This window comes from Pseudomonas marginalis, assembly GCF_024169655.1.
GTDB classification, from domain to species: Bacteria; Pseudomonadota; Gammaproteobacteria; order Pseudomonadales; family Pseudomonadaceae; genus Aquipseudomonas; species Aquipseudomonas paraveronii.
Window position 1 is genome coordinate 3,023,326 of sequence record NZ_JALJWV010000001.1, and the last position, 21,471, is coordinate 3,044,796.

The window sequence follows — 21,471 nt, forward strand, 5'->3', positions numbered from 1 at the left end:
CCATGAACCCTCACGTCAAACCTGACTTCTGCAACCCCGATACCGTTCGTGACCCTTATCCGGCCTACGCATTTCTACGCGAGCATCATCCTGTGTATTGGAGCCCCCAACACAAAGCATGGATGCTTACCCGCTACGACGATGTCTTCACGGCGCAAAGCGACGCCACGCGCTACTCCTCGGACCGGATACGCCAACTGGTAAACGCGCAACTGCCGCCCGACAAACGTGCGATGTACGAGCCCTTTATTGAAAAAGCCTCCCGCTGGATGTACGCCCAGGATGGCAAAGCCCACGAGGTCAGCCGCCATCTGCTGGGTCGCGCGTTCACGCCGCGCTCGATTGAAGCGCTGCGGGCCGACATTCAGGCGGTTACCGATGAAATCCTGTCGACATTGGGCCCCACCCCCGAACTGATGAGCCGCCTATTCAACCAGGTGCCGGCCAGAGTGCTGGCCATGCTCTACGGCATCCCCAAGAAAGACGCGCTTAAACTGCGGCGCTGGACCGATGTGATCCTGATGTTTCTGGTGGGCAACCTTGATCCGGCCAATACGCCTGGCGCCGCAGCGAAGGGCCTGGAGGACATGTACACCTACTTCGGCGACTTGATTGATCGACGTCGGCAGGCTCCGCGTGACGACTTGGTCAGCCGTGTCATCGCCGCCGCCGGCCCCGACACGAGCAAAGACGACCTGCTGGCCCAGGTGGCCTTTGTGCTGGTGGCCGGCTACACCACCAGCGCCGATATGCTGGGTATCGGCCTGTGGTACTTGTTGACCAACCCTGCCCAGTTGAACGCGCTGTCGGCCGATGTGTCGTTGATAAAACCGGCGGTTGAAGAAATGCTGCGCATTGATCCCTCGGGGCAGTTCAGTCATCGCGTATTGACGCAAGATATCGAGCTCAGAGGCCAGACCCTGCGCAAAGGCGACCTGGTGTACCTGATACGTGCCGCGGCCAACCGGGACCCGGAGCACTTCACCGACCCAGACCGTTTCAACATTCAACGTGCAAAAAATGACCATTTGGCCTTTGGTCGCGGCGTGCATTTCTGTTTGGGGCCGGCATTGTTCCGGCTGGAGGCCGAGATTGTGTTCACCCGCCTGCTCAAGCGGTTCCCCACGCTGCGTTTGCTTGAGAAAAAGCCTCCCGTGTGGCGTACCAGTAACCTGCAGTTTCGTGGGTTGAAAACCCTCCACGTCGAACTTGAACCCATTTTCAGGGACGACCCGATCCAGCGCTGCTTTTCTGCTGCCCCCTGGGAAAAAAACGGCGGTTACTGCCGTGCCTTGCGCGTGGGCGAAACCATTGTCACCAGTGGCACGGTAGCCTTCGACGAGGATGGCAAGCCGTATGCCACCGACAATGTCTATCTACAGACCCGTCGCTGCCTGGAAATCATCGAAGCGGCGCTTAAGCGGCTTGGCACAGACCGCCGCCGAGTGATTGCCACGCGCATGTACACCACCAACGTGAACTGGTGGCCGGAAATTGCCAAGGCGCATAAGGAGTTTTTCGAGGGCTGCGAACCGACCACCATGTTGTTAGGCGTCAAGGCGCTGATCACCCCGGACTACCTGGTGGAAATCGAAGCCCAGGCGCAGGCGGCCCCGCGATGAGCCCCGAGCAAGCACGCAAGGAGGTGCGTGATGCGGTGGTGATGGATGTCAGCAACCTGACCCTAACCACACAAGGGCTACCTGTGGCCGTGAGGCTGTACCGCCCCGCCCGCCCTGTGCCGGCACCGGTACTGATGTATTTCCACGGCGGTGGCTGGGTCGCCGGCGACCTCGATACCCACGACAGTTTTTGCCGGGTGATTGCAGAGTGGGCCGGCTGCGCGGTGGTCGCGGTGGATTACCCCAGGCCGCCGGAACAACGCTTCCCCGCCGCAGTGAAAAGCTGCTACGCCGCCACGCTCTGGATTGCCCGCCACGGGACCGGCCTGGGATTGGACACTCAGCGTATCGCCGTGGCAGGCGGTGGCTCGGGAGGCGGGCTTGCGGCGGTGATCTGCCAAATGGCCAGGGACCTCGGCGAGGCTCGCATCGGTTTCCAGTTGCTGCTGTACCCGGTACTCGACTGCCTGGCGCGCAATCGCTCCCGAGATGAATTCGCCACAGGCTTCGGGCTGACGGCCGAAGTGTTGGAGTGGTATTTGAGCCAATACGTCCCCCCCGATATTCCGCGACAGCACCCCTGGCTTTCCCCAGCCCGCGATCCCTGCCTGCAAGGCTTGCCTGCGGCCTTGATCATCACGGCTGGCTGCGACCTGCTGCGGGATGAAGGGCGCGCATTTGCGCGGCGCCTAAAGAAAGCCGGAGTGCCGGTGCGGCACAAAGAGTACCCGGGCATGCGCCACGGCTTTATCAACTACCCCGCTTCTGAGCCTGCGGCCAGGCGTGCCGTACTGCTCTGTAGCGAGGCCCTGGCCGGCTATTTTCACCTTCCCGCCGGCTGACCGCCGGTTCTGCATAAATGCAAAAACGACCTGCATGATTCAAGGTTGTACTGGGCAAATTTGCACTGGTACGATCGCGAGATGGTTCGTCCGCGAACATCTTGTTTAAAGAACAATAAAAGCAGGGAGTTACAGATGACTGCTCAGGTTTCATCCGAGGCAAGCCACGCCGACATTCTTCAGGAAGAGGTACTGGCCGACGTCCGCAACCATGTTGGCCACCTCACCCTCAATCGCCCCGCCGGCTTGAACGCCATCAACCTGAACATGGTTCGCGGCCTGGCCCAACAGCTACAGGCCTGGGCAGATGATCCCCAGGTATATGCCGTGGTCCTGCGCGGTGCCGGTGAAAAGGCCTTCTGTGCGGGCGGCGATATTCGCTCGCTCTACGACAGTTTCAAGAACGGCGACAGCCTGCACGAGGATTTCTTCGTCGAGGAATACGCCCTCGACCTGGCCATCCACCATTACCGCAAACCGGTACTGGCCCTGATGGACGGCTTCGTCCTCGGCGGCGGCATGGGCCTGGTACAGGGCGCGGATCTGCGTGTGGTCACCGAACGCAGCCGCCTGGCGATGCCGGAAGTGGCGATCGGTTACTTCCCCGACGTGGGCGGCAGTTATTTCCTGCCGCGCATTCCTGGCGAGCTGGGCATTTACCTGGGCGTCACCGGCGTGCAGATTCGTGCGGCCGATGCGTTGTATTGCGGGCTGGCGGACTGGTACCTGGACAGCACCAAACTGGCCGACCTCGACCAGAAACTCGATCAACTGCAATGGCAAGACTCCCCTCTAAAGGACCTGCAAGGCGTGCTGGCCAAGCTGGCCGTGCAACAACTGCCCGATGCCCCGCTCGCCGCCTTGCGCCCCGCCATCGACCATTTCTTTGCCTTGCCGGACGTGCCGAGCATTGTCGAGCAACTGCAGCAAGTGACCGTCGCCAACAGCCATGAATGGGCCTTGACCACGGCCAACCTGATGCAAACCCGTTCGCCGCTGGCCATGGCCGTGACCCTGGAAATGCTGCGGCGCGGGCGCCGTTTGCCGCTGGAGCGGTGTTTCGCCCTGGAACTGCACCTGGACCGCCAGTGGTTCGAGCGTGGCGACCTGATTGAAGGCGTCCGCGCGCTGATCATCGACAAGGACAAAAGCCCGCGCTGGAACCCATCGACGCTCTATGAGCTGGACACGAGCCACGTGGAAAGCTTCTTCCACAACTTCACGCAGGTTGCGAGATAAGCCATGCAAGATATTGAATACACAGAAGAACAAATCATGATTCGCGACATGGCGCGTGACTTTGCCCGTGGCGAAATCGCCCCTCACGCCCAGGCCTGGGAAAAAGCTGGCTGGATCGATGACGCCCTGGTGGCGAAGATGGGCGAGCTGGGATTGCTGGGCATGGTGGTACCGGAAGAATGGGGCGGTACCTATGTCGATTACGTGGCGTATGCCTTGGCTGTGGAGGAGATTTCCGCCGGTGACGGTGCCACGGGCGCGCTGATGAGTATCCATAATTCAGTGGGTTGCGGGCCGATCCTCAACTACGGCACAACAGAGCAGAAACAAACCTGGCTGGCGGAACTCGCCAGCGGCCAGGCCATCGGCTGCTTCTGCCTGACCGAACCCCAGGCCGGCTCTGAGGCCCACAACCTGCGCACCCGTGCCGAACTGCGCGATGGCCAGTGGGTGATCAATGGCGCCAAGCAGTTTGTCAGCAACGGCAAGCGCGCCAAGTTGGCGATTGTGTTTGCGGTGACCGATCCGGAACTGGGCAAGCGCGGCATTTCTGCCTTCCTGGTGCCGACGGACACGCCGGGGTTCGTGGTTGATCGTACCGAACACAAGATGGGCATCCGCGCCTCGGACACCTGCGCCGTTACCCTCAACCAGTGCAGCGTGCCTGAGGCCAACCTGCTGGGTGAGCGCGGCAAAGGCCTGGCGATTGCGCTGTCCAACCTGGAAGGCGGCCGCATCGGCATTGCCGCTCAAGCCCTGGGCATCGCCCGTGCTGCGTTTGAAGCGGCGCTGGCGTATGCCCGTGACCGCGTGCAGTTCGACAAGGCCATCATCGAGCACCAGAGCGTGGCCAACCTGCTGGCCGACATGCAAACCCGGCTGAATGCTGCACGCTTGCTGATCCTGCACGCCGCACGCCTGCGCAGTGCGGGCAAGCCGTGCCTGTCGGAAGCGTCCCAAGCCAAGCTGTTCGCTTCGGAAATGGCCGAGAAGGTCTGCTCCTCGGCGATGCAGATTCATGGCGGGTATGGGTATCTGGAGGATTATCCGGTGGAGCGGTACTATCGCGATGCGCGGATCACGCAGATCTACGAAGGCACCAGCGAGATTCAGCGGATGGTGATTGCGCGGGAGCTGAAGAACTACCAACTCTGACTGACACACCACAAACCTTCTGTGGGAGCGGGCTTACCCGCTCCCACAGTGTTTATAGGCAGGTTATTGGTCTTTGAACTCGGGCGCGCGCTTGGCCACGAATGCCGCCATGCCTTCCTTCTGATCCTGCGTCGCAAACGCCGCATGGAATACCCGACGCTCAAAGCGCACGCCTTCCGACAGGCTCACTTCAAACGCCCGGTTCACACTTTCCTTGACCATCATGCTGATCGGCACCGACTTGCCGGCAATCAGCGTGGCGACTTTCAGCGCTTCTTCGAGCAGTTCATCGGCCGGGACAATGCGCGCTACAACCCCGCAACGCTCGGCTTCCACCGCATCGATAAAGCGCCCGGTCAGGCACATTTCCATGGCTTTGGCCTTGCCCACGGCGCGGGTCAGGCGCTGGGTGCCGCCCATGCCCGGCAGCACGCCCAGGTTGATTTCCGGCTGGCCGAACTTGGCGCCGTCGCCCGCCAGAATGAAGTCGCACATCAGCGCCAGCTCACAGCCGCCGCCCAGGGCGAAGCCGTTGACGGCAGCGATAATCGGCTTGCGACGGTTGGCCACGCGATCGGCCTCGCTGAACAGGTCGTCGATATAGATCTGCGGGTAGGTCAGCTCGGCCATTTCCTTGATGTCGGCGCCAGCGGCGAAGGCTTTTTTCGAGCCGGTCAGCACGATGCAGCCGATTTCAGGGTTGCGTTCCAGGTCATCCAGCGCCTGATTCAACTCGTTGATCAATTGTGCGTTCAACGCGTTCAGGGCTTGCGGACGGTTAAGGGTGATCAACCCGACACGGCCCTGCACGTCGAGCAAAATAGTTTCATAACTCATGTAGTGGCTCCTTCTTAAAGATTGCGTGAGATGACCATGCGCTGAATATCGCTGGTGCCTTCGTAAATCTGGCAGACCCGCACATCGCGGTAGATCCGCTCCAAGGGAAAGTCGCTCAGGTAACCGTAACCGCCCAAGGTTTGCAAGGCGGCGGAGCAGACTTTCTCGGCCATTTCCGAGGCGAACAGCTTGGCCATGGACGCCTCGACCAGCGCCGGCTTGCCGCTGTCACGCAGGGCGGCGGCGTAATGCACCATTTGCCGTGCGACGGCGATTTGCGTGGCCATGTCCGCCAGGCGGAAGGCCACGGCCTGGTGTTCGATCAAGGGTTTGCCAAAACTTTCGCGTTCTCGGGCATAGTCGCGCGCGGCTTCAAAGGCGGCGCGGGCCATGCCCACCGATTGCGAGGCAATACCGACACGCCCGCCTTCGAGGTTCGCCAGGGCGATGCGGTAGCCCTCACCCTCCTCCCCCAGACGATTGGCGAGCGGCACCTTGACGTCTTCGAACAGGATCTGGCAAGTGTCCGACGCATGCTGGCCGAGCTTGTCCTCGACCCGCGCCACCGTGTAGCCCGGCGAATCCGTCGGCACGATAAACGCGCTGATGCCGCGCTTGCCCGCCGCAGGGTCAGTGACAGCAAACACAATCACGATGCCGGCGTTTTGCCCGGAGGTGATGAATTGTTTGCAGCCGTTCAACACGTAGTGATCGCCTTCGCGGCGTGCACGGGTTTTCAGGCTGCTGGCATCGGAACCGGCCTGGGGCTCGGTCAATGCGAAGGCGCCAAGCATCGCGCCACTGGCCAGCGGCTTGAGAAATTGCTCTTTCTGCTGGTCGTTGCCGAACGTGAGGATCGGCACGCACCCCACCGAGTTGTGTACGCTCATGATGGTCGAGCAAGCCCCGTCGCCGGCAGCAATTTCTTCCAGAGCCATGGCGTAGGCCAGGTAGCCAGTGTCGCAACCACCCCACTGCTCCGGCACCAGCATACCGAAAAAGCCCAGTTCGGCCATTTCACCGATGGCCTCCTTGGGAAAGCGGTGCTCGCGGTCCCACTCGGCCGCGAACGGTTTCAGGCGTTCCTGGGCGAATTGTCGGGCCGCGTCGCTGATTTGCAGTTGTTCGTCATTGGGTAGCATGGTCAATCCTTAATACAGGCATTCGACGGCCATGGCTGTGGCTTCACCACCGCCGATGCAGATAGCGGCGACGCCCCGTTTGAGCCCCTTCTGGCGCAGGGCCGACAGCAGCGTCACCAGAATCCGCGCACCGGACGCGCCGATCGGGTGACCCAAGGCACAGGCGCCGCCATGAATGTTGACCTTGTCGTGGGGGATATCCAGCTTGCTCATGGTCACCAGGCTGACCACGGCAAAGGCTTCGTTGATTTCGAACAGGTCCACTTCGTTCAGGTTCCAGCCGGTCTTGCTCATCAGCTTGCGGATCGCCCCCACCGGCGCTACCGGAAACAGCCCCGGTTCATCGGCAAACGCCGCATGCCCACGGATCACCGCCAAGGGTTGCAGCCCGCGCTTGTGCGCCTCGGACTGGCGCATCAGGAGCAAGGCCGCCGCGCCGTCGGAAATTGAACTGGAGTTGGCCGCCGTCACTGTCCCGCCTTCACGGAACGCCGGTTTCAGGCTGGCGATCTTGTCCGGTTTGGCTTTGGGCGGTTGCTCATCATGCAGGACGGTTTTTTGCTCTTTGCCTACCGTAACCTGCACCGGGACGATCTCGGCCGCGAAGCTGCCATTGCTGATCGCCGCTTGCGCACGGCTCAGGGACGCAATGGCAAACGCATCCTGGGCCTCGCGGGTAAAGCCGTTATGTTGTGCGCAGTCCTCGGCAAAGGTGCCCATCAGGCGGCCTTTGTCGTAGGCATCTTCCAGGCCGTCGAGGAACATATGGTCCAGCACGCGGCCGTGGCCCATGCGGTAGCCGCTGCGTGCGCGGTCCAGCAGATATGGGGCGTTGGACATGCTTTCCATACCGCCAGCAATCACCACGTCAACGCTGCCGGCCAGCAGCGAGTCATGGGCAAGCATCGTCGCCTCCATGCCCGAGCCGCACATTTTATTGAGGGTGGTGCAGCGGGTGGCCTTGTCCAGCCCGGCGCCAAGGGCGGCCTGGCGTGCGGGGGCTTGGCCGAGACCGGCCGGCAGTACACAGCCAAACAGCACTTCATCCACGGCATCGCTGGCGATACCGGCACGCTCGACGGCGGCGCGAATCGCCGCGGAGCCGAGTTGCGGCGCGGTCAGGCCTTTGAGATCGCCCTGGAACGCGCCCATGGGGGTGCGTGCGGCGCTGACAATTACGATGGGATCGGTCATGACGCTTCCTCTCTTACTTGGCTGCCATGCGCAAGGCACCGTCGAGACGGATCACCTCGCCATTGAGCATGCTGTTTTCAATGATGTGCCGGACCAGCGCGGCGTATTCGCTCGGTTTGCCCAGGCGCGGCGGGAACGGCACCCCGGCGGCCAGGGAGTCGCGGACTTCCGGGGTCATGCCCGCCATCATCGGGGTTTCGAAAATGCCGGGGGCGATGGTCATCACCCGAATGCCGAAGCGCGCCAGCTCCCGCGCGGCGGGCAGTGTCAGGCTGGCGATCGCACCTTTGGACGCGGCATACGCCGCCTGGCCGACCTGCCCGTCAAACGCCGCCACCGACGCGGTATTGATGATCACGCCGCGCTCACCGTCGGCATCCGCCTGGGTTTCTGCAATGGCCGCAGCAGCCAGGCGCAGCAGGTTGAAGCTGCCGATCAGGTTGACGTTGATCACCTGGGCAAAGCTGGCCAGCCCATGGGGGCCGTTCTTGCCGAGGATCTTCTCGCCGCGCACCACACCGGCGCAATTCACCAGCCCGTGCAAGCCACCAAAGGCGGCAACGGTGGCCTGCACGGCGGCTTCGGCAGCGGCTTCCTGGCTGATGTCCGCCACGGCGCTGCGGGCGTTGTCGCCCAGCTGTTTGGCTTTGGCCGCGACCGCGTCGGCATTCATGTCCACCAGCATCACTTTGGCACCGGCAGCGACCAGCATTTCAGCGGTGGCGGCACCGAGGCCCGACGCGCCGCCGCTGACCAGAAAAACCTTGTTTTCAATCTGCATCATTGTTTCCTTGAAAAGTGGATCAGGCCAACGCGGCTTGCGCCTTGGCGATTTCCTGATTACGCAAAATAAAGCGTTGCAGCTTGCCGCTCGGGGTCTTGGGCAAGTCGCTGACAAATTCGATTTCCCGCGGGTAGGCATGCGCGGCGAGGCGTTGGCGTACATGCAGGCGCAGTTCCTCGGCCAGCTCGGGGGTTGCGCGGAACTGCTCGTTGATCACCACGAAGGCTTTGACCAGCTCGGTGCGTTCCGGGTCGGGTTTGCCGACGACCGCCGCTTCCACCACTGCCGGGTGTTCGACCAGCGCACTTTCCACGTCGAACGGGCCGACGCGGTAGCCAGAGGTGGTGATCACATCGTCACTGCGTCCGACGAAGCTGATGCTGCCGTCCGGATTCAGTTCGACGGTATCGCCGCTGAGGTAGTACTTGCCGACAAAGGCCTTGGTCCGCGCGCCGTCATAGCCGGCGAACCAGCACATCGGCGATTGCTCGCGGTCGATGGCGAGAATCCCCGGCTGGCCGGCAGGCAACTCCTGGTGATCGTCGTCCAGCACCACGATGCGATGCCCCGGCGAGGCAAATCCCGCCGACCCGACATGCACCGGATGTTCCAGGCCGTGGTGGTTGCACAGCACCATGCCCAGCTCGGTCTGGCCGTAGTGGTCATGGATGGTCACCCCCAGGTTGTCGGCAAACCAGCGGATCACTTCCGGGTTCAGCGGCTCGCCGGCGCTGCTGACGATACGCAGCTTGCCCTTGATCGAGCGGGCGAATTGCTCGCCGCCGGCAATCAACAGGCGATACGCAGTCGGCGAGCCGGCCAGGTTGGTGATCGCGTATTTATTGATGACCCGGCAGGTGCTTTCCAGGGTGAACGGGCCATCGTAGAAGGTAATCGGATGGCCCATGGACAAAGGCCCGGTCACGCCGAAATAGATGCCGTAGGCCCAACCCGGGTCGGCGACGTTCCAGAACGCGTCTTCAGGGCGCAGGTCGATGGCGTCGCGGGTGTAGCTCTGGAACGCAACAATGGCCTTGAGCGGCACCGACAGCGCTTTCGACGGGCCGGTGGTGCCCGAGGTGAACATCAGCAGGAACGGCTCGTCTGCGCCCAGCAGCACCGGCTCGCAGTGGTTGGAGTAATTGGCCAGCTCGGCCCAGAAACTGAAATCACCGCGCACCAGGCCTTCGCCGTTGGCGCCAGTGACCGTCACGATCGTCGGGCAGCCTTCCACTTCGGCGAGTTTGGGCCGGTTCACCGCATCGGTGACCACCACGGCTGCGCCGGAGCTGCTCAGGCGGTGTTCAATGGCCTTGGGGCCGAAGGCCGTAAACAGCGGTTGATAGACGGCGCCGATGCGCCAGGTCGCGAGGACCACCACCAGCAATTCGGCGGTGCGTGGCAACAGGCCGGCCACCTTGTCGCCGCGTTTGACGCCCTGGGCCAGCAGGAAATTGGCGAAGCGCGAAGCCTGGTCCTGCAAGTCGCTGAAGGTGGACGTGGTACTGCGCCCATCCTTGCCTTCCCAGAACAGCGCAATGCGCCCTGGCAATGCATGCCGGTCGCAGCATTCCACGCAGGCATTGAGGCCCTGCAGGTTTCCGGCCAAGGTGCTGTCGACGGTGTGTTGGTAATCGAACTCGGTAGTGGCAGCCAAATAGTCACGCATCGCTTCAAATCCTTCAGTATTTTTATTTTCAGGACGTTTTTTCGGACAAGAACCGCGGAAATAGTGGCTCTAGAGCGCTGTAGCAGCAATGGTCAAAGCCACCAACATGCCTGACTGGTTTGGCCAATGCCGCTTGATCATAGACCCCGCCGATCAAGCGTTCGGCCCAAGCGATTGGACGCGCCGGCCGCCAGCTTCTAACCTGATGGCCTGCGCCACCGAAGAAGCCCCTCCCGATGATTGTTCGCCCCAAACCCAACCTCCTGGGCATCCTGTTCTCGCTCAAGGGCTCGATCGCCAAGCGCATCGCCCTGCGCAGCTTGCTGGTCACGTTGCTGGCCTCGGTCATCGTGCTGGTGGAAACCCTGCACCCGGCGTACTTCTCCAAGGTCAACGCCACGCCGTTCACCCTGCTCGGGCTGTCGCTGTCGATCTTCATGAGTTTTCGCAACAACGCCTGCTACGACCGCTGGTGGGAAGGCCGCAAGCAACTCGGGCAGATGATCATCGAAGTGCGCTCACTGATCCGTGAAACCCAGGTGCTCAGCGACCCGCTGGAACGGGCCAGCCTACTGCGCGGCCTCTGCGGTTTTGTCCATGGGTTGATTGCGCACCTGCGCCTGGAAGATGAAGCCCGGGCGCTAAAGCCCTGGATCGCAGTCGACTCAGGCCACCCCAACCTTCCTGACCAGGTACTGCAACAGCTCGGCGCGCGGTTTTCCGGGCTGGCCGAACGGGGCGTGATCAGTGAATGGCGCTACACCCAACTGGAGACCCGGCTGGTCAGCCTGAGCCAGGTGCAGGCGGCGTGTGAGCGGATCAAAAGCACACCGCTGCCCTTCCCCTACACCCTGCTGCTGCACCGCACCATTTACCTGTTCTGCATCCTGCTGCCGTTTGCCATGGCCGAACCGTTGGGCTGGCTCACGCCGGTGTTCACCGCGATCGTCAGCTACACCTTCTTTGGTCTCGACGAAATCGGCGACGATCTGGAAGATCCCTTCGGCTTCGATGAGAACGACCTGCCCTGCAATGCGATCGTGCGGACTCTGGAACGCGAGATCCTGGCAGCCCTCGGCGAAACGGTGTTGCCGCCGGCTCTGGAGCCGGTGGAATACGTGCTGACCTGATGCGGGTTTGACACTCGCCGTGGTCTGACCGAAGCTGAGGGCTTTGCCCTAGCTGCCTAAGCTCTCGGACGCCTGCATGTCAAAGTCACGCCGTTACTCCATCATCGGCCTGTGCGCCCTGTTGTTGATTGTGCTGATCACCTGGTATTTCTCCCATTCCACCCCGGTGGCCGTGCCGCCCGCGATTGCCCATGGCTACGCGAAAGCCTTGAAACAGGCGCGTAACGGCGAACCGGGCGCCGCCCGCGTGCTGTATCAGCAACTGGCCCGGCCGGACCTTTCCGACGAGCGCCGCGTCGCCTTGCATGCAGAACTGCCCAATTATCCCAGCCCCCAGGCACTGAAGCTCGCCGACAAGGACCTGGCCGATGACTCACCGCAAGTGCGTGAAGCGGCGATTCACAGCATCGTCGGCCTGGTGCCTACGGGCCAGCGCACCCTGTTGCTCGGACCATTACTCGACGATCCGCAACAAGACGTGCGCTTTGCCGCCGCCAATGCGTTGCTCGGTCTCTCGCCCGACACCCTTGGCCTGTATTTCGGGCCGTTGCAGCAAGTGCTCGATGAGTTTGTGAAGAAGCTCAAGGCGCAACCTGAAACCGCCGAAGGTTGGCTCCAACTGGCGCGCCTGTATATCCACAGCGCGCTGTTGCCGCAGGCACAAAACGCCCTGGAGCAAGCAATGCGCCTGCAGCCGGACAACCTGCAGGCCGTGGTTGCGCAAATCGAACTGTTGGATAAACAGGGCAAGACCGACGAGTCGCGCCAACTGCTGGCCCGCCAGTTGGCGGCGCATCCCGAATCCGCGTACCTGCAACACGCCCTGGGCATGTGGTTGCTGCACCACGGCGAGCGCGCTTACGCGTTGCTCGGCCTGTCGAAGGCGGTGGAGCTGGAACCGAGTAATCAGGATTACCGGTACGACCTGGCCACCACCCTGCACGCCCAGGAGGAACTCGAAGCGGCCCAGCGCCAGTTGGAAGAAATCATCCAGCGCCACCCGGCCAATCGCAAGGCGCGGGTGCTGCTAGTCAGCTACTGGACAGAAAGCGGCCAATTGCAGAACGTCCAAGTGCTGCTGGCGCAGTTGGAACAGCAAAACCCGGATGATCCGGCGCTGCAGCAGGGGCTGTAGGCCAACTGCAGCGCTGGCCCCAGCGCCGACACACGTACAAAGTCCGATAAGGTGGAACCCCGCTGATACGCCATGGTCAAGAAGCTATGGCGCGCTCGAACGAACGCGCACCTCTACTCGTATGTGACCTGAGGGCACTTCTTGTCTACATCCAACGCGCGATTAACCGAAAAAGCGGCCACTGGCATCGAAGGTCTTGATGACATTCTTTCCGGCGGTCTGTCCCGCAGCCACCTGTTTCTGCTCGAAGGCGAGCCAGGAACCGGCAAAACCACCGTCGCCCTGCACTTCCTGCAGGCGGGAGCAAAGAACGGTGAACGCTCGCTCTATATCACCTTGTCCGAAACCGAGCGTGAATTGCGCGAAGGTGCGAGATCCCACGGGTGGGATCTGGATGACAATATCCATATTTTCGAGCTGACCCCGCCGGAAAGCCTGCTCAATGCCGAGCATCAGCAAAGCCTGCTGTACTCTTCCGACCTCGAGTTGGGCGAGGCCACGCGGCAGATCTTTGAAGTGGTGGAACGGGTCAAGCCAACCCGCGTGGTGGTCGACAGCCTCTCCGAGATCCGCCTGCTGGCGCAAAGCTCCCTGCGTTATCGCCGGCAGATCCTGGCGATCAAGCACTACTTCGTGCGCTACGACGCCACGGTATTGCTGCTCGATGACCTGACCACCGAATCCCTCGACAAAACCGTACACAGCGTGGCCCACGGGGTGATTCGCCTGGAAGAACTGACGCCCAATTACGGTGCCGAACGCCGCCGTGTGCGGGTGGTGAAGTACCGTGGCCAAAAGTACCGGGGCGGCTTCCACGATTTCACCATCATGGGCGATGGCGTGCATGTGTTCCCGCGCCTGGTGGCGGCCGAGCATCGCGGCGGCTACGCCCGAAAGACCCTGAGCAGCGGCATTCGCGAAATGGATGCCTTGATGGGCGGCGGGGTCGAGACCGGTTCCAGCAGCCTGATCCTCGGCCCGGCGGGCACCGGCAAGTCGCTGATCTCGATGGTGTTTGCCGCCGCCGCCGTGGCACGGGGGGAAAACGCCGCACTGTTCATCTTTGACGAAGAACTGGGCCTGTTGTTCGAGCGCATGAAAAACATGGGCATCGACCTTGCCGCGCTGCAAGCCACCGGCAACCTGCTGATCGAACAAGTCGACGCGGCCGAGTTGTCCCCTGGCGAGTTCTCCCACCGTGTGCGGCGCTGTGTGGATGAGGGCGGGATCAAGACCGTGGTCATCGACAGCATCAACGGTTATCAGGCCGCCATGCCGGAAGAAAATGCACTGATCCTGCACATGCACGAACTGCTGCTGTACCTCAACCGCCGTGGCGCCGCCACTTTCATGACTGTCGCCCAGCACGGCCTGGTCGGTGACATGCAGGCGCCCGTCGACATTACCTACCTTGCCGACACGGTCATTCTGCTGCGCTATTTCGAAGCGCTGGGCAAGGTGCGCCGCGCCATTTCCATCATCAAGAAACGCACCGGCCCCCATGAGTCGACCATTCGCGAATACCGGATCAGCAGCCAGGGCATGACCGTGGGCGAGCCGCTCGATAACTTTCAGGGCGTACTGCGCGGTATCCCGACGTACATGGGCGCCGGCTCGCCTCTGCTCAAGGATGAGGGCTAGTGACGGGTTTATCTCCAGTCTCCGAGCGTGCAATCGTTCTTGCGCCGATGGGGCGGGACGGCGCGTTGGCGTTGATGATGCTCAACGAGGCCGGTTACAGCGGCATGATCGCCACTAGCCTGATGGCCTTGTGCGGCGCACTGGAAGAAGGTGCCGGCCTGCTGATTATTGCGGCCGAAGCCTTGCACGGCGTTGACCTGGAGCCGCTGCTCGAGTATTTGCACCAGCAGCCTGCGTGGTCGGATCTGCCCATCGTATTGATGACCCATCACGGCGGCGCCGAGCAGAACGGCTCCTCGCACCTGAGCGGGTTGTTGGGCAACGTCACCTTCCTCGAACGGCCTTTCCACCCCGTGACGTTGATCAGTCTGGTCAGCGCCGCACTGCGCGGTCGGCGGCGGCAATACGAGGCGCGCGACCGGCTGATCGACCTCAGCGAAAGCGAACTGCGCTTGCAACGCACGCTGGAGACGCTTGAGCAGCAAGTAGAAGAACGCACCGCGCAGTTGCGCAGCAATGAAGAAGCGCTGCGTCAATCGCAGAAAATGGAGGCCGTTGGCCAATTGACCGGCGGCATCGCCCACGACTTCAACAACATGCTCACCGGCATCATCGGCAGCCTGGAGTTACTGCGCAGGCGCGTCTCCCGCGGCAAATTGGACGACCTGGACAGCCTGATCGATCTGGGCGTCACCTCCGCCAACCGGGCCGCCGGCCTTACCCACCGCCTGCTGGCGTTCTCCCGCCGGCAATCGCTGGATTCAAAACCCGTCGAGATCAACCAACTGGTGACCTCCATGGGCGAACTGTTGCAACGCAGCATCAATGAAAGCATTGCCCTGGACATGCGCCTCAGCGCCTCGCTCTGGACCGCCGAGGCCGACCCCAACCAGTTGGAAAGCGCACTGCTCAACCTGGTGATCAACGCACGCGATGCCATGCCCAACGGCGGCAATCTCACCGTGGAAACCAGCAACCGTCATCTCGACAGTGTGTTCACCGCGGCCTACGGCACCTTGCAACCCGGTGACTACGTGGAATTGAGCGTCAGCGACACCGGCTGCGGTATCCCGGAAAGCGTGATGGGGCGCGTCTTCGACCCTTTCTTCACCACCAAACCCATCGGCCAGGGCACCGGCCTCGGCCTGTCGATGATTTACGGTTTTGCCCGGCAATCCGGTGGTCATGTGACGATCCACAGCGAAGTCGGAAAAGGCACCACGGTCAGCCTGTTCCTGCCACGCTGCGTCGGTGAAATGGTGGTGGCCGAAGCGGCAAACCCCGCGCGTCTGCCCTTTGCCAATGCCGGTGAAACGGTGTTGATCGTGGAGGACGACCCTGCGGTCAGGGTCCTGGTCTGCGCCGTGCTGAAAGAGCTCGGCTACGCATTTATCGAAGCCGGCGATGCCAACACGGCCGTGCCGATCATCGAGTCCGACCAGCGCATCGACCTGATGATCAGCGACGTCGGTCTGCCGGGTATGAACGGCCGGCAACTGGCGGAAGTCGGCCGGCAGATCCGACCGGAACTCAAGGTGCTGTTTATCACCGGTTATGCCGAACACGCGACGGTGCGCGGTGGTTTTCTGGAGCCTGGGATGCAGTTGATTACCAAGCCGTTCACCTTTGATCTGTTGACGGCGAAAGTCAGGGAGATGATCCGCACAGCCGCCAGCCAACCGGAGGCGGCTAGCAACAGAGTGCAATAAAGCCACGGTTCAAAAATGGAATCGGTCGAGGGGCTTCGGTACGAAGGATTAACACTGGGACTCGGAATTTATACCCAGTGGATTTTCCAATCCTGATGATAGAGCCGCCACCAATGACGATTTCCAGCAGCCTTGCGCACGCTTTGTCCCCGCATCCTTCCACCGCCAACGACACGCTGGAGCCAGCTGCGCAGGTAGCTGTAGCGCCCGACCGCAAAAGCCCTCACCTCTCTGCCCCTGGCAATTCCCCCCGCGCCAGGGGCGACAGTGAATTGGCGCAGAACTACGGCAAGGCATTGCTGGGCTTCAGCGGAGTTCCCGCCCACGACAACGCGATCATGGTGGATATTCCGCCGGATTCAACCTTCGGTCAGTGGTGGAGCCTGCTGGGCGATGCCGCTCGGTCTCCGGAGTTCCTCGACTGGCGGCGCCAGGTCAGAGCCCTGCCCAGCTCGATCAAGATCGTGCCGCAAAGCGGTCAAGTCACCTACCGTGTCACCCCAGACGTTTCGCCCAATACGCCCTTACAGCTGCGTGCGAGCGACGACAAGCACTGGTCGGCGGTGCGAGGGCCGTTAATGGATGCCGGAGGGATCATCTCCGACAGGAACCGGCCGTTCCCCCTTCCGTTGTCCGGGAGCACCAACCGTGCGCCGGCCTGGCTGGTTGGGCAGTTCTACCAAGAGCCGACGCGAATCGCCCCTTCCGACTTCCAGCAACGTGCCGCCGAGCTGGAGCGCGATAAAACCTTTGCTCCGCTTGACCCCGCTGTGTTCCCTGGGCTCCAGGAAAAGCGCAGCGAGGATGCACTCAAGCAGCAGCAGACGCTGCTGGGGAATATCAACAACCGGCACCAAGCCGCTGTATTGTTGAAGCACCTGGGGACAGTGCTTGCCTCCGGCGCCCTTGAGCTGTCGCAGGTTCCCGCGTATCTGCGTGAAACCACCTTCGAATTGAACCCCCATTCCTCATACGAACAGGACCGCGGCGCGCAGGACGGAGGCCTGGTCAGCCTGGCTGATTTTCTTGAATACCACGGCTTTGAAAAAACCCGCACTGCACAGGAAGTGGAGAACCTCAAGCTATTCCTCCTCGCGCCCACACCGCGAAGTCCCGCCCATGGCAACTATGGTGGCGCGCTGTCCTGGCCGCAACCGATCGGTACGGACACCCAGCGCCAACTGTTAGCATTCTTGCAGCATGGCAATGTTGGCGACCTGAACCTGGGAAGCAATCGCAATGTGTTGGAAGCGTTGATGCAAGGTGTGGCAGTCGAAGCCCACGAGCTTCGCAACCCACGACAACTGCTCGACCGCATCATCCAGTCGCCCAAGGGCCAGGCGCTAGGGGCGGCCATTCAGGCCAAGTTCAACACCCTATCAGTCAAAGGCAGCGTCAATGACTGGCTAATGGCGGCCTTGAACCTGAATTACACCGATGCATTCACCCAGGCAAACTTGCCCCAGAAGCACATTTCAGGCTTTGACCTGGCCGGCCAGCAGCTTAAAGGCAAACCTTTGTCAGAGACGGCCCAGCGCGTGGCCGACCATTTGTACTACATCACAAAAGAGGCTTCGTCACCGGAAAAAGCCCTTATCCAGGCCAACCTGAAGCTGGCCTCCAAGGCGCCGGAGTTGCTGGTCAAGGATATCCCGGCCACGGTCACTCACGGCTCCCCCGCCCACGTCAGCTTCAGTACCGCGGTGGCCCGCATAGAGGCTGAGACGCCGGGCCGGGCATCAACCATGAGTTACGGGGAGGTCATGTTGCACGCCGATATCGCCCCGGTGTCCCAGGCTCAGCGTCAGATCGAATATGTCGCCCAGCATGAAGCACTCAAGGAGTGGGGCCTGACCAACCGCATCGTCACGAGCGTGACGTCGCCCGCGGATATGCAAACCATTACCGACGCCTTTAACCAACAGGCTGGCGAACTGCGCGCCGCATCCGAAGCACAGCGCACGCCTGTGCCTGCGTCGCGCAAGGAGTTGGCCCTGGCCGAATTGCGCAAGGCGCTGGGTGATGACGTACACCTGGAGCTGAAGTGCATCGTACTGGGCACTTACGATAAAGATCGACCCGGGCCCTATTCGATATTGGACTTGTACATGGAGAACATGCTGCACAACCCGCCCAAGGTGCCCTACCACCCGGCCAGGCGCGACAATAGGCCACGCCCCAACCAATGGGTGATTGAGCCCTACACGCCACCGCGCAGGGGGCCCGGCCGCTCAGCCGCCAACACCCCCAACTTCACCCTTGAAGAGGTCTTGAGCAAGACGCAAAACCTGAAGAATATCAGCAGGGAATTCGTCAGTGAGTTCAAACGGTTTGGTCAGGCCCTGGATAGCAGCGTCGCCACTCAGGTCAAGCATCTGATCGCCCAGTTACCGCTGGAAGACCGACAGAATATCGAATACGGGGGCCTGTCGATCTTCAAGGAGTTCCACGGTGAACATCAGGCCAGCGGTATCGTCCGGGTGCCGGCTGCCGAGGGCAATCCGGTGCTGTTGAAAGTGATGCGCGACGGGGTGGCCCATACCTATGAACTCAATGTCCAAAAAAACACCCTCACCAAACGTCGGGATCTCGGGGATTTTCAGCCCGGTTATCAGCCCGGGCCTCATATAGAAGACGGAAAACCACGGGATAACAGGACGCCTTACACGGACATGGCCCCCGTCACTCTGTCAATTCGCGATGAAAGCAGCGCTGTTGAACGCCAACAGCTCCTACAAGAAAAAACCGACACCGGAGGCCCGCTGAATAGTTTCGCCAGCCCTAGAAGCGCAGCCATCGGTGCCACGGTGGCCAAGGTCAGCAGTGTATGGGGAGCGCTGGAGGCCGAGGCTCGAGGGGTTACGACGGTTGAGTCCGAGGTTCCCTTCTACAGGAAGTTGAGCACGTTTCTTCTTGACTTGATCCCATTCCGCTCGGCGATCAATAACTTTATAGATGGCAATATCGGCGAAGGGATCGTTGACTTGTCACTCGACATATTTGGCGTCTTGACGGCCGGGACGGCGACTGTGGGCAAAGCCGCAAAAATTGCAACCAGCACGCTGTCGGCGGGTGGCAAGGTCTTGCGTACCGCCAAGACCCTGGGGCTTGGGGCGATCAGCCTGGTCAACCCGTTGGACGGCGCGACAGATTTACTGCGCGTGACCGGGCGCGGGTTGGCAAGTGCCGGCAAACGCGTCATCACTGACACGATTCAAGACCTGCGGAAACTGCGAGGCACGCACACCCGTTATGACCTGGTCGCCGCCAGCAAACAATACGACGCCGCCGCGATGGGCACGTTCAAGACGTCCGGTGAGACCCTGCAAGGTAGCGCTGTACTCCAAGACGGTAAATGGTATGCCTTTGATACAGTGACCCAGCGCCCGTTCGGCAAAGTACTGGATGATTTCCAGCCGTCGATACGAGGTGGCAGTCCGGAGCTTCATGCGTGGCAAAACATGCAGCGCTCTCCCTCACCGGCGTCGATTCAGATCCGAAAAGATTGGGAAATACTGCTCGATCGCCACCACGGCGACGGGACGCCCAGCGCAGCCTTTGAGAGTGGCTATGAGGACGGCGCGCCGGAACTGATCAAAGGCTACGTCAAGGGGATGAAATCAGAAGACGTGATGAAACTGGCACTGCATCCAGACCGCACCGCACAAGAAGTGGGCACATTAGTCCGGCAGCAGGAACGGCTGGCTGTCCAGCACGGGCTCAACGGCACACAACATTTCAACGCCCACGTAAATGCCGTCGGAGGGACGTTCACCCCCGTACCTCAGGCCTTCTACCTTAGTCAGGTCAACCGTCTTTCCGAGGGTCAGTGCGCCGCTCTTACTCGTACATTCGCGTCAGCCAAGGCTCACGGAAAAGAGCGAGTATTCATTGACAACCTGTACGTCGCCGCCGCTGATCCGCGGAGCGAGGAGGCGCGAGTATTTACTCGCACATTAGGCGACGTGCAAAAGAGCATCAGCACACCGACAATGTTTCACGCCGGTAATCCGCAGCGCCAGGTAACGTATCAGGACATGATTACGGAACTGGCCAACGCGCCCGAGGGCAAGACCGTGATGATCGACTCCCCCGGCCATGCAATGCTGGCCGGGTCCGTGCCGGACGGCGACGGTAAGAAGTTCTTTTTTTACGACCCTAATTTTGGGGTGGCCGAGTTCTCAAGCGAGGCCATGATGAAGCGTGGTCTCGAAAAAATATTCAATAGCAAGAATCTCCCCGTCCAATACAAGACCTATAGCAATGACCCCAAAAAACTTGAATTCAAGATCAGCGACCATAACGAGTCGTGGATAGGCACTGCGAGTCTTCATGACAGACCTATCAAACGGCTTTATGAAGACCCTATCCCTACGATTATCACTAACGTGGAGCCCCCCGCTCAGACCCACTACGTCCATATGTCGGACTATACGGACGTCACCGTCACTGACCCGACGTCAATCATCAGCACCCGAGGTATTGGTGACTGTTCGGCACTGGCAGTGCTAACCGACTTGAAAGACGGTGTCTACCGGAAACGAACGTTGCTGCACTTCCCTGGCGGCACGCCGACGACTGAACAACATAGGGTACTTAAACAACTGGAGGGGGAATTGGATCAGGGAAGCAAAGTGATTTATGTGGGCGGTGATAATGTCCGGAGCATCCCTGGATTAGGCATCGCACTGAAGCAAAGTCACACCAGTGAACAAGTGGTGTTCAACATCGCAAACAAATACCCGGCCTCCACTACGATCGCAACGGCTAACCGCATTGACATAAAACCCGATGGATCATTTGAGCTCTTCGAGGGGACTAACCCTGCACGGGTACTTGATCCGCATGCAAAGGCCGAGGTGCTTGCCTGGTAACCCTGACTTCTCGCCGGTCAGAGACTATTCGAGCGTTGACTGACACACGGACGTGTCACGCCAACAACTCCTGGATACGCATTTGCAACGTATCCAGGTCAAACGGCTTGGCCAGGATCGGCGCCTTGCGTGTGATCGGGCTGTTGCAGTCAAGAATTTCCTGCGGATAGCCACTGATAAAAATCACTTTAAGCTCCGGGCGCAACTTGATCGCCGGCTCGGCGATCTGCACCCCGGAAATACCGCCCGGCAGGCGATAGTCAGTCACCATGAGGTCCAGGTGCGGTTTACTGGCGAGGATTTCAAAAGCCTCTTCGCCATTGATCGCCTTCAATACCCGAAAGCCCAGGCCTTTGAGGTATTCGTCCAGGACAAACATAATCGATTCGTCGTCCTCGACGATCAGAACAACGTCTTGTGCATCTTCACTCATGGGAAGCCTTTGTCCGGTCAATTGCTGCACTTACGACCATGCAGTCACGCAGAGGTTGCGTCGAA

General features: G+C 61.0%; 15 protein-coding genes. 9 read left to right on the forward strand and 6 right to left on the reverse strand.

All coding sequences use genetic code 11. The annotated features are described in order from the left end of the window. Positions 1-2 precede the first annotated feature (2 nt). From J2Y83_RS13560 to J2Y83_RS13575, 4 genes are all read left to right on the forward strand, one after another. Entirely contained in the window at positions 3-1,622 is a 1,620-nt protein-coding gene (locus J2Y83_RS13560) for a cytochrome P450 (protein ID WP_253395923.1), read from the forward strand. Beyond that, positions 1,619-2,464: an alpha/beta hydrolase gene (locus J2Y83_RS13565; RefSeq protein WP_253395925.1), complete on the forward strand. Its 846-nt coding sequence runs from the start codon at positions 1,619-1,621 to the stop codon at positions 2,462-2,464. The genes J2Y83_RS13560 and J2Y83_RS13565 overlap by 4 nt, the downstream gene beginning before the upstream one ends. 135 nt (positions 2,465-2,599) lie before the next feature. Further along, on the forward strand, positions 2,600-3,703 hold the full coding sequence (locus tag J2Y83_RS13570) for an enoyl-CoA hydratase/isomerase family protein (RefSeq protein ID WP_253395927.1): 1,104 nt from the start codon (positions 2,600-2,602) through the stop codon (positions 3,701-3,703). A 3-nt stretch (positions 3,704-3,706) separates the two neighbouring features. After that, a complete protein-coding gene (locus J2Y83_RS13575) occupies positions 3,707-4,858 on the forward strand; it encodes an acyl-CoA dehydrogenase family protein (protein ID WP_253395930.1) in 1,152 nt (383 codons plus the stop codon). 63 nt (positions 4,859-4,921) lie between these two features. Here J2Y83_RS13575 and J2Y83_RS13580 read toward each other — a convergent pair whose 3' ends face one another. Genes J2Y83_RS13580 through J2Y83_RS13600 form a run of 5 tightly spaced genes read right to left on the reverse strand, consistent with a single transcriptional unit; the run spans position 4,922 to position 10,484 of the window. Next, a complete protein-coding gene (locus J2Y83_RS13580; protein WP_253395932.1) occupies positions 4,922-5,695 on the reverse strand; it encodes an enoyl-CoA hydratase in 774 nt (257 codons plus the stop codon). Positions 5,696-5,709: 14 nt separating this feature from the next. After that, a complete protein-coding gene (locus J2Y83_RS13585; RefSeq protein WP_017846261.1) occupies positions 5,710-6,837 on the reverse strand; it encodes an acyl-CoA dehydrogenase in 1,128 nt (375 codons plus the stop codon). Positions 6,838-6,846: 9 nt separating this feature from the next. Beyond that, complete coding sequence (locus tag J2Y83_RS13590) at positions 6,847-8,031, reverse strand: acetyl-CoA C-acyltransferase (RefSeq protein WP_253395934.1); 1,185 nt, start codon at positions 8,029-8,031, stop codon at positions 6,847-6,849. A gap of 13 nt (positions 8,032-8,044) precedes the next feature. Next, positions 8,045-8,812 carry an SDR family NAD(P)-dependent oxidoreductase gene (locus tag J2Y83_RS13595; protein WP_253395936.1) on the reverse strand — a complete coding sequence of 256 codons (768 nt, stop codon included), beginning with the start codon at positions 8,810-8,812 and terminating at the stop codon, positions 8,045-8,047. Between the two features lie 22 nt (positions 8,813-8,834). Then, positions 8,835-10,484 (reverse strand): AMP-binding protein, encoded by a 1,650-nt coding sequence (locus J2Y83_RS13600; protein ID WP_253395938.1) that lies wholly within the window; start codon positions 10,482-10,484, stop codon positions 8,835-8,837. Positions 10,485-10,720: 236 nt separating this feature from the next. On the opposite strand from J2Y83_RS13600, the gene J2Y83_RS13605 reads away from it, so the two are divergent. From J2Y83_RS13605 to J2Y83_RS13625, 5 genes are all read left to right on the forward strand, one after another. After that, entirely contained in the window at positions 10,721-11,614 is an 894-nt protein-coding gene (locus J2Y83_RS13605) for a bestrophin family protein (protein WP_253395940.1), read from the forward strand. 76 nt (positions 11,615-11,690) lie between these two features. Next, entirely contained in the window at positions 11,691-12,749 is a 1,059-nt protein-coding gene (locus J2Y83_RS13610) for a tetratricopeptide repeat protein (RefSeq protein WP_253395941.1), read from the forward strand. 141 nt (positions 12,750-12,890) lie between these two features. Continuing rightward, a complete protein-coding gene (locus J2Y83_RS13615) occupies positions 12,891-14,390 on the forward strand; it encodes an ATPase domain-containing protein (protein ID WP_253395942.1) in 1,500 nt (499 codons plus the stop codon). Beyond that, positions 14,390-16,099: an ATP-binding protein gene (locus J2Y83_RS13620; protein ID WP_253395943.1), complete on the forward strand. Its 1,710-nt coding sequence runs from the start codon at positions 14,390-14,392 to the stop codon at positions 16,097-16,099. Before J2Y83_RS13615 ends, J2Y83_RS13620 begins: the two co-directional genes overlap by 1 nt. A 113-nt stretch (positions 16,100-16,212) precedes the next feature. After that, complete coding sequence (locus tag J2Y83_RS13625) at positions 16,213-20,973, forward strand: hypothetical protein (RefSeq protein WP_253395944.1); 4,761 nt, start codon at positions 16,213-16,215, stop codon at positions 20,971-20,973. A 55-nt stretch (positions 20,974-21,028) separates the two neighbouring features. Here J2Y83_RS13625 and J2Y83_RS13630 read toward each other — a convergent pair whose 3' ends face one another. Further along, positions 21,029-21,406, reverse strand: a complete 378-nt coding sequence (locus J2Y83_RS13630) for a response regulator (RefSeq protein WP_253395946.1) — start codon at positions 21,404-21,406, stop codon at positions 21,029-21,031. Positions 21,407-21,471: the final 65 nt, after the last annotated feature.

Bases quoted from the DNA above. Each gene is read 5' to 3' on its own strand.
- J2Y83_RS13605 (WP_253395940.1), top strand. From the start codon at position 10,721: ATGATTGTTCGCCCCAAACCCAACCTCCTGGGCATCCTGTTCTCGCTC.
- J2Y83_RS13600 (WP_253395938.1), bottom strand. From the start codon at position 10,484: ATGCGTGACTATTTGGCTGCCACTACCGAGTTCGATTACCAACACACC.
- J2Y83_RS13625 (WP_253395944.1), top strand. From the start codon at position 16,213: ATGACGATTTCCAGCAGCCTTGCGCACGCTTTGTCCCCGCATCCTTCC.
- J2Y83_RS13595 (WP_253395936.1), bottom strand. From the start codon at position 8,812: ATGCAGATTGAAAACAAGGTTTTTCTGGTCAGCGGCGGCGCGTCGGGC.
- J2Y83_RS13585 (WP_017846261.1), bottom strand. From the start codon at position 6,837: ATGCTACCCAATGACGAACAACTGCAAATCAGCGACGCGGCCCGACAA.
- J2Y83_RS13630 (WP_253395946.1), bottom strand. From the start codon at position 21,406: ATGAGTGAAGATGCACAAGACGTTGTTCTGATCGTCGAGGACGACGAA.
- J2Y83_RS13610 (WP_253395941.1), top strand. From the start codon at position 11,691: ATGTCAAAGTCACGCCGTTACTCCATCATCGGCCTGTGCGCCCTGTTG.
- J2Y83_RS13565 (WP_253395925.1), top strand. From the start codon at position 1,619: ATGAGCCCCGAGCAAGCACGCAAGGAGGTGCGTGATGCGGTGGTGATG.
- J2Y83_RS13570 (WP_253395927.1), top strand. From the start codon at position 2,600: ATGACTGCTCAGGTTTCATCCGAGGCAAGCCACGCCGACATTCTTCAG.
- J2Y83_RS13575 (WP_253395930.1), top strand. From the start codon at position 3,707: ATGCAAGATATTGAATACACAGAAGAACAAATCATGATTCGCGACATG.
- J2Y83_RS13590 (WP_253395934.1), bottom strand. From the start codon at position 8,031: ATGACCGATCCCATCGTAATTGTCAGCGCCGCACGCACCCCCATGGGC.
- J2Y83_RS13560 (WP_253395923.1), top strand. From the start codon at position 3: ATGAACCCTCACGTCAAACCTGACTTCTGCAACCCCGATACCGTTCGT.
- J2Y83_RS13580 (WP_253395932.1), bottom strand. From the start codon at position 5,695: ATGAGTTATGAAACTATTTTGCTCGACGTGCAGGGCCGTGTCGGGTTG.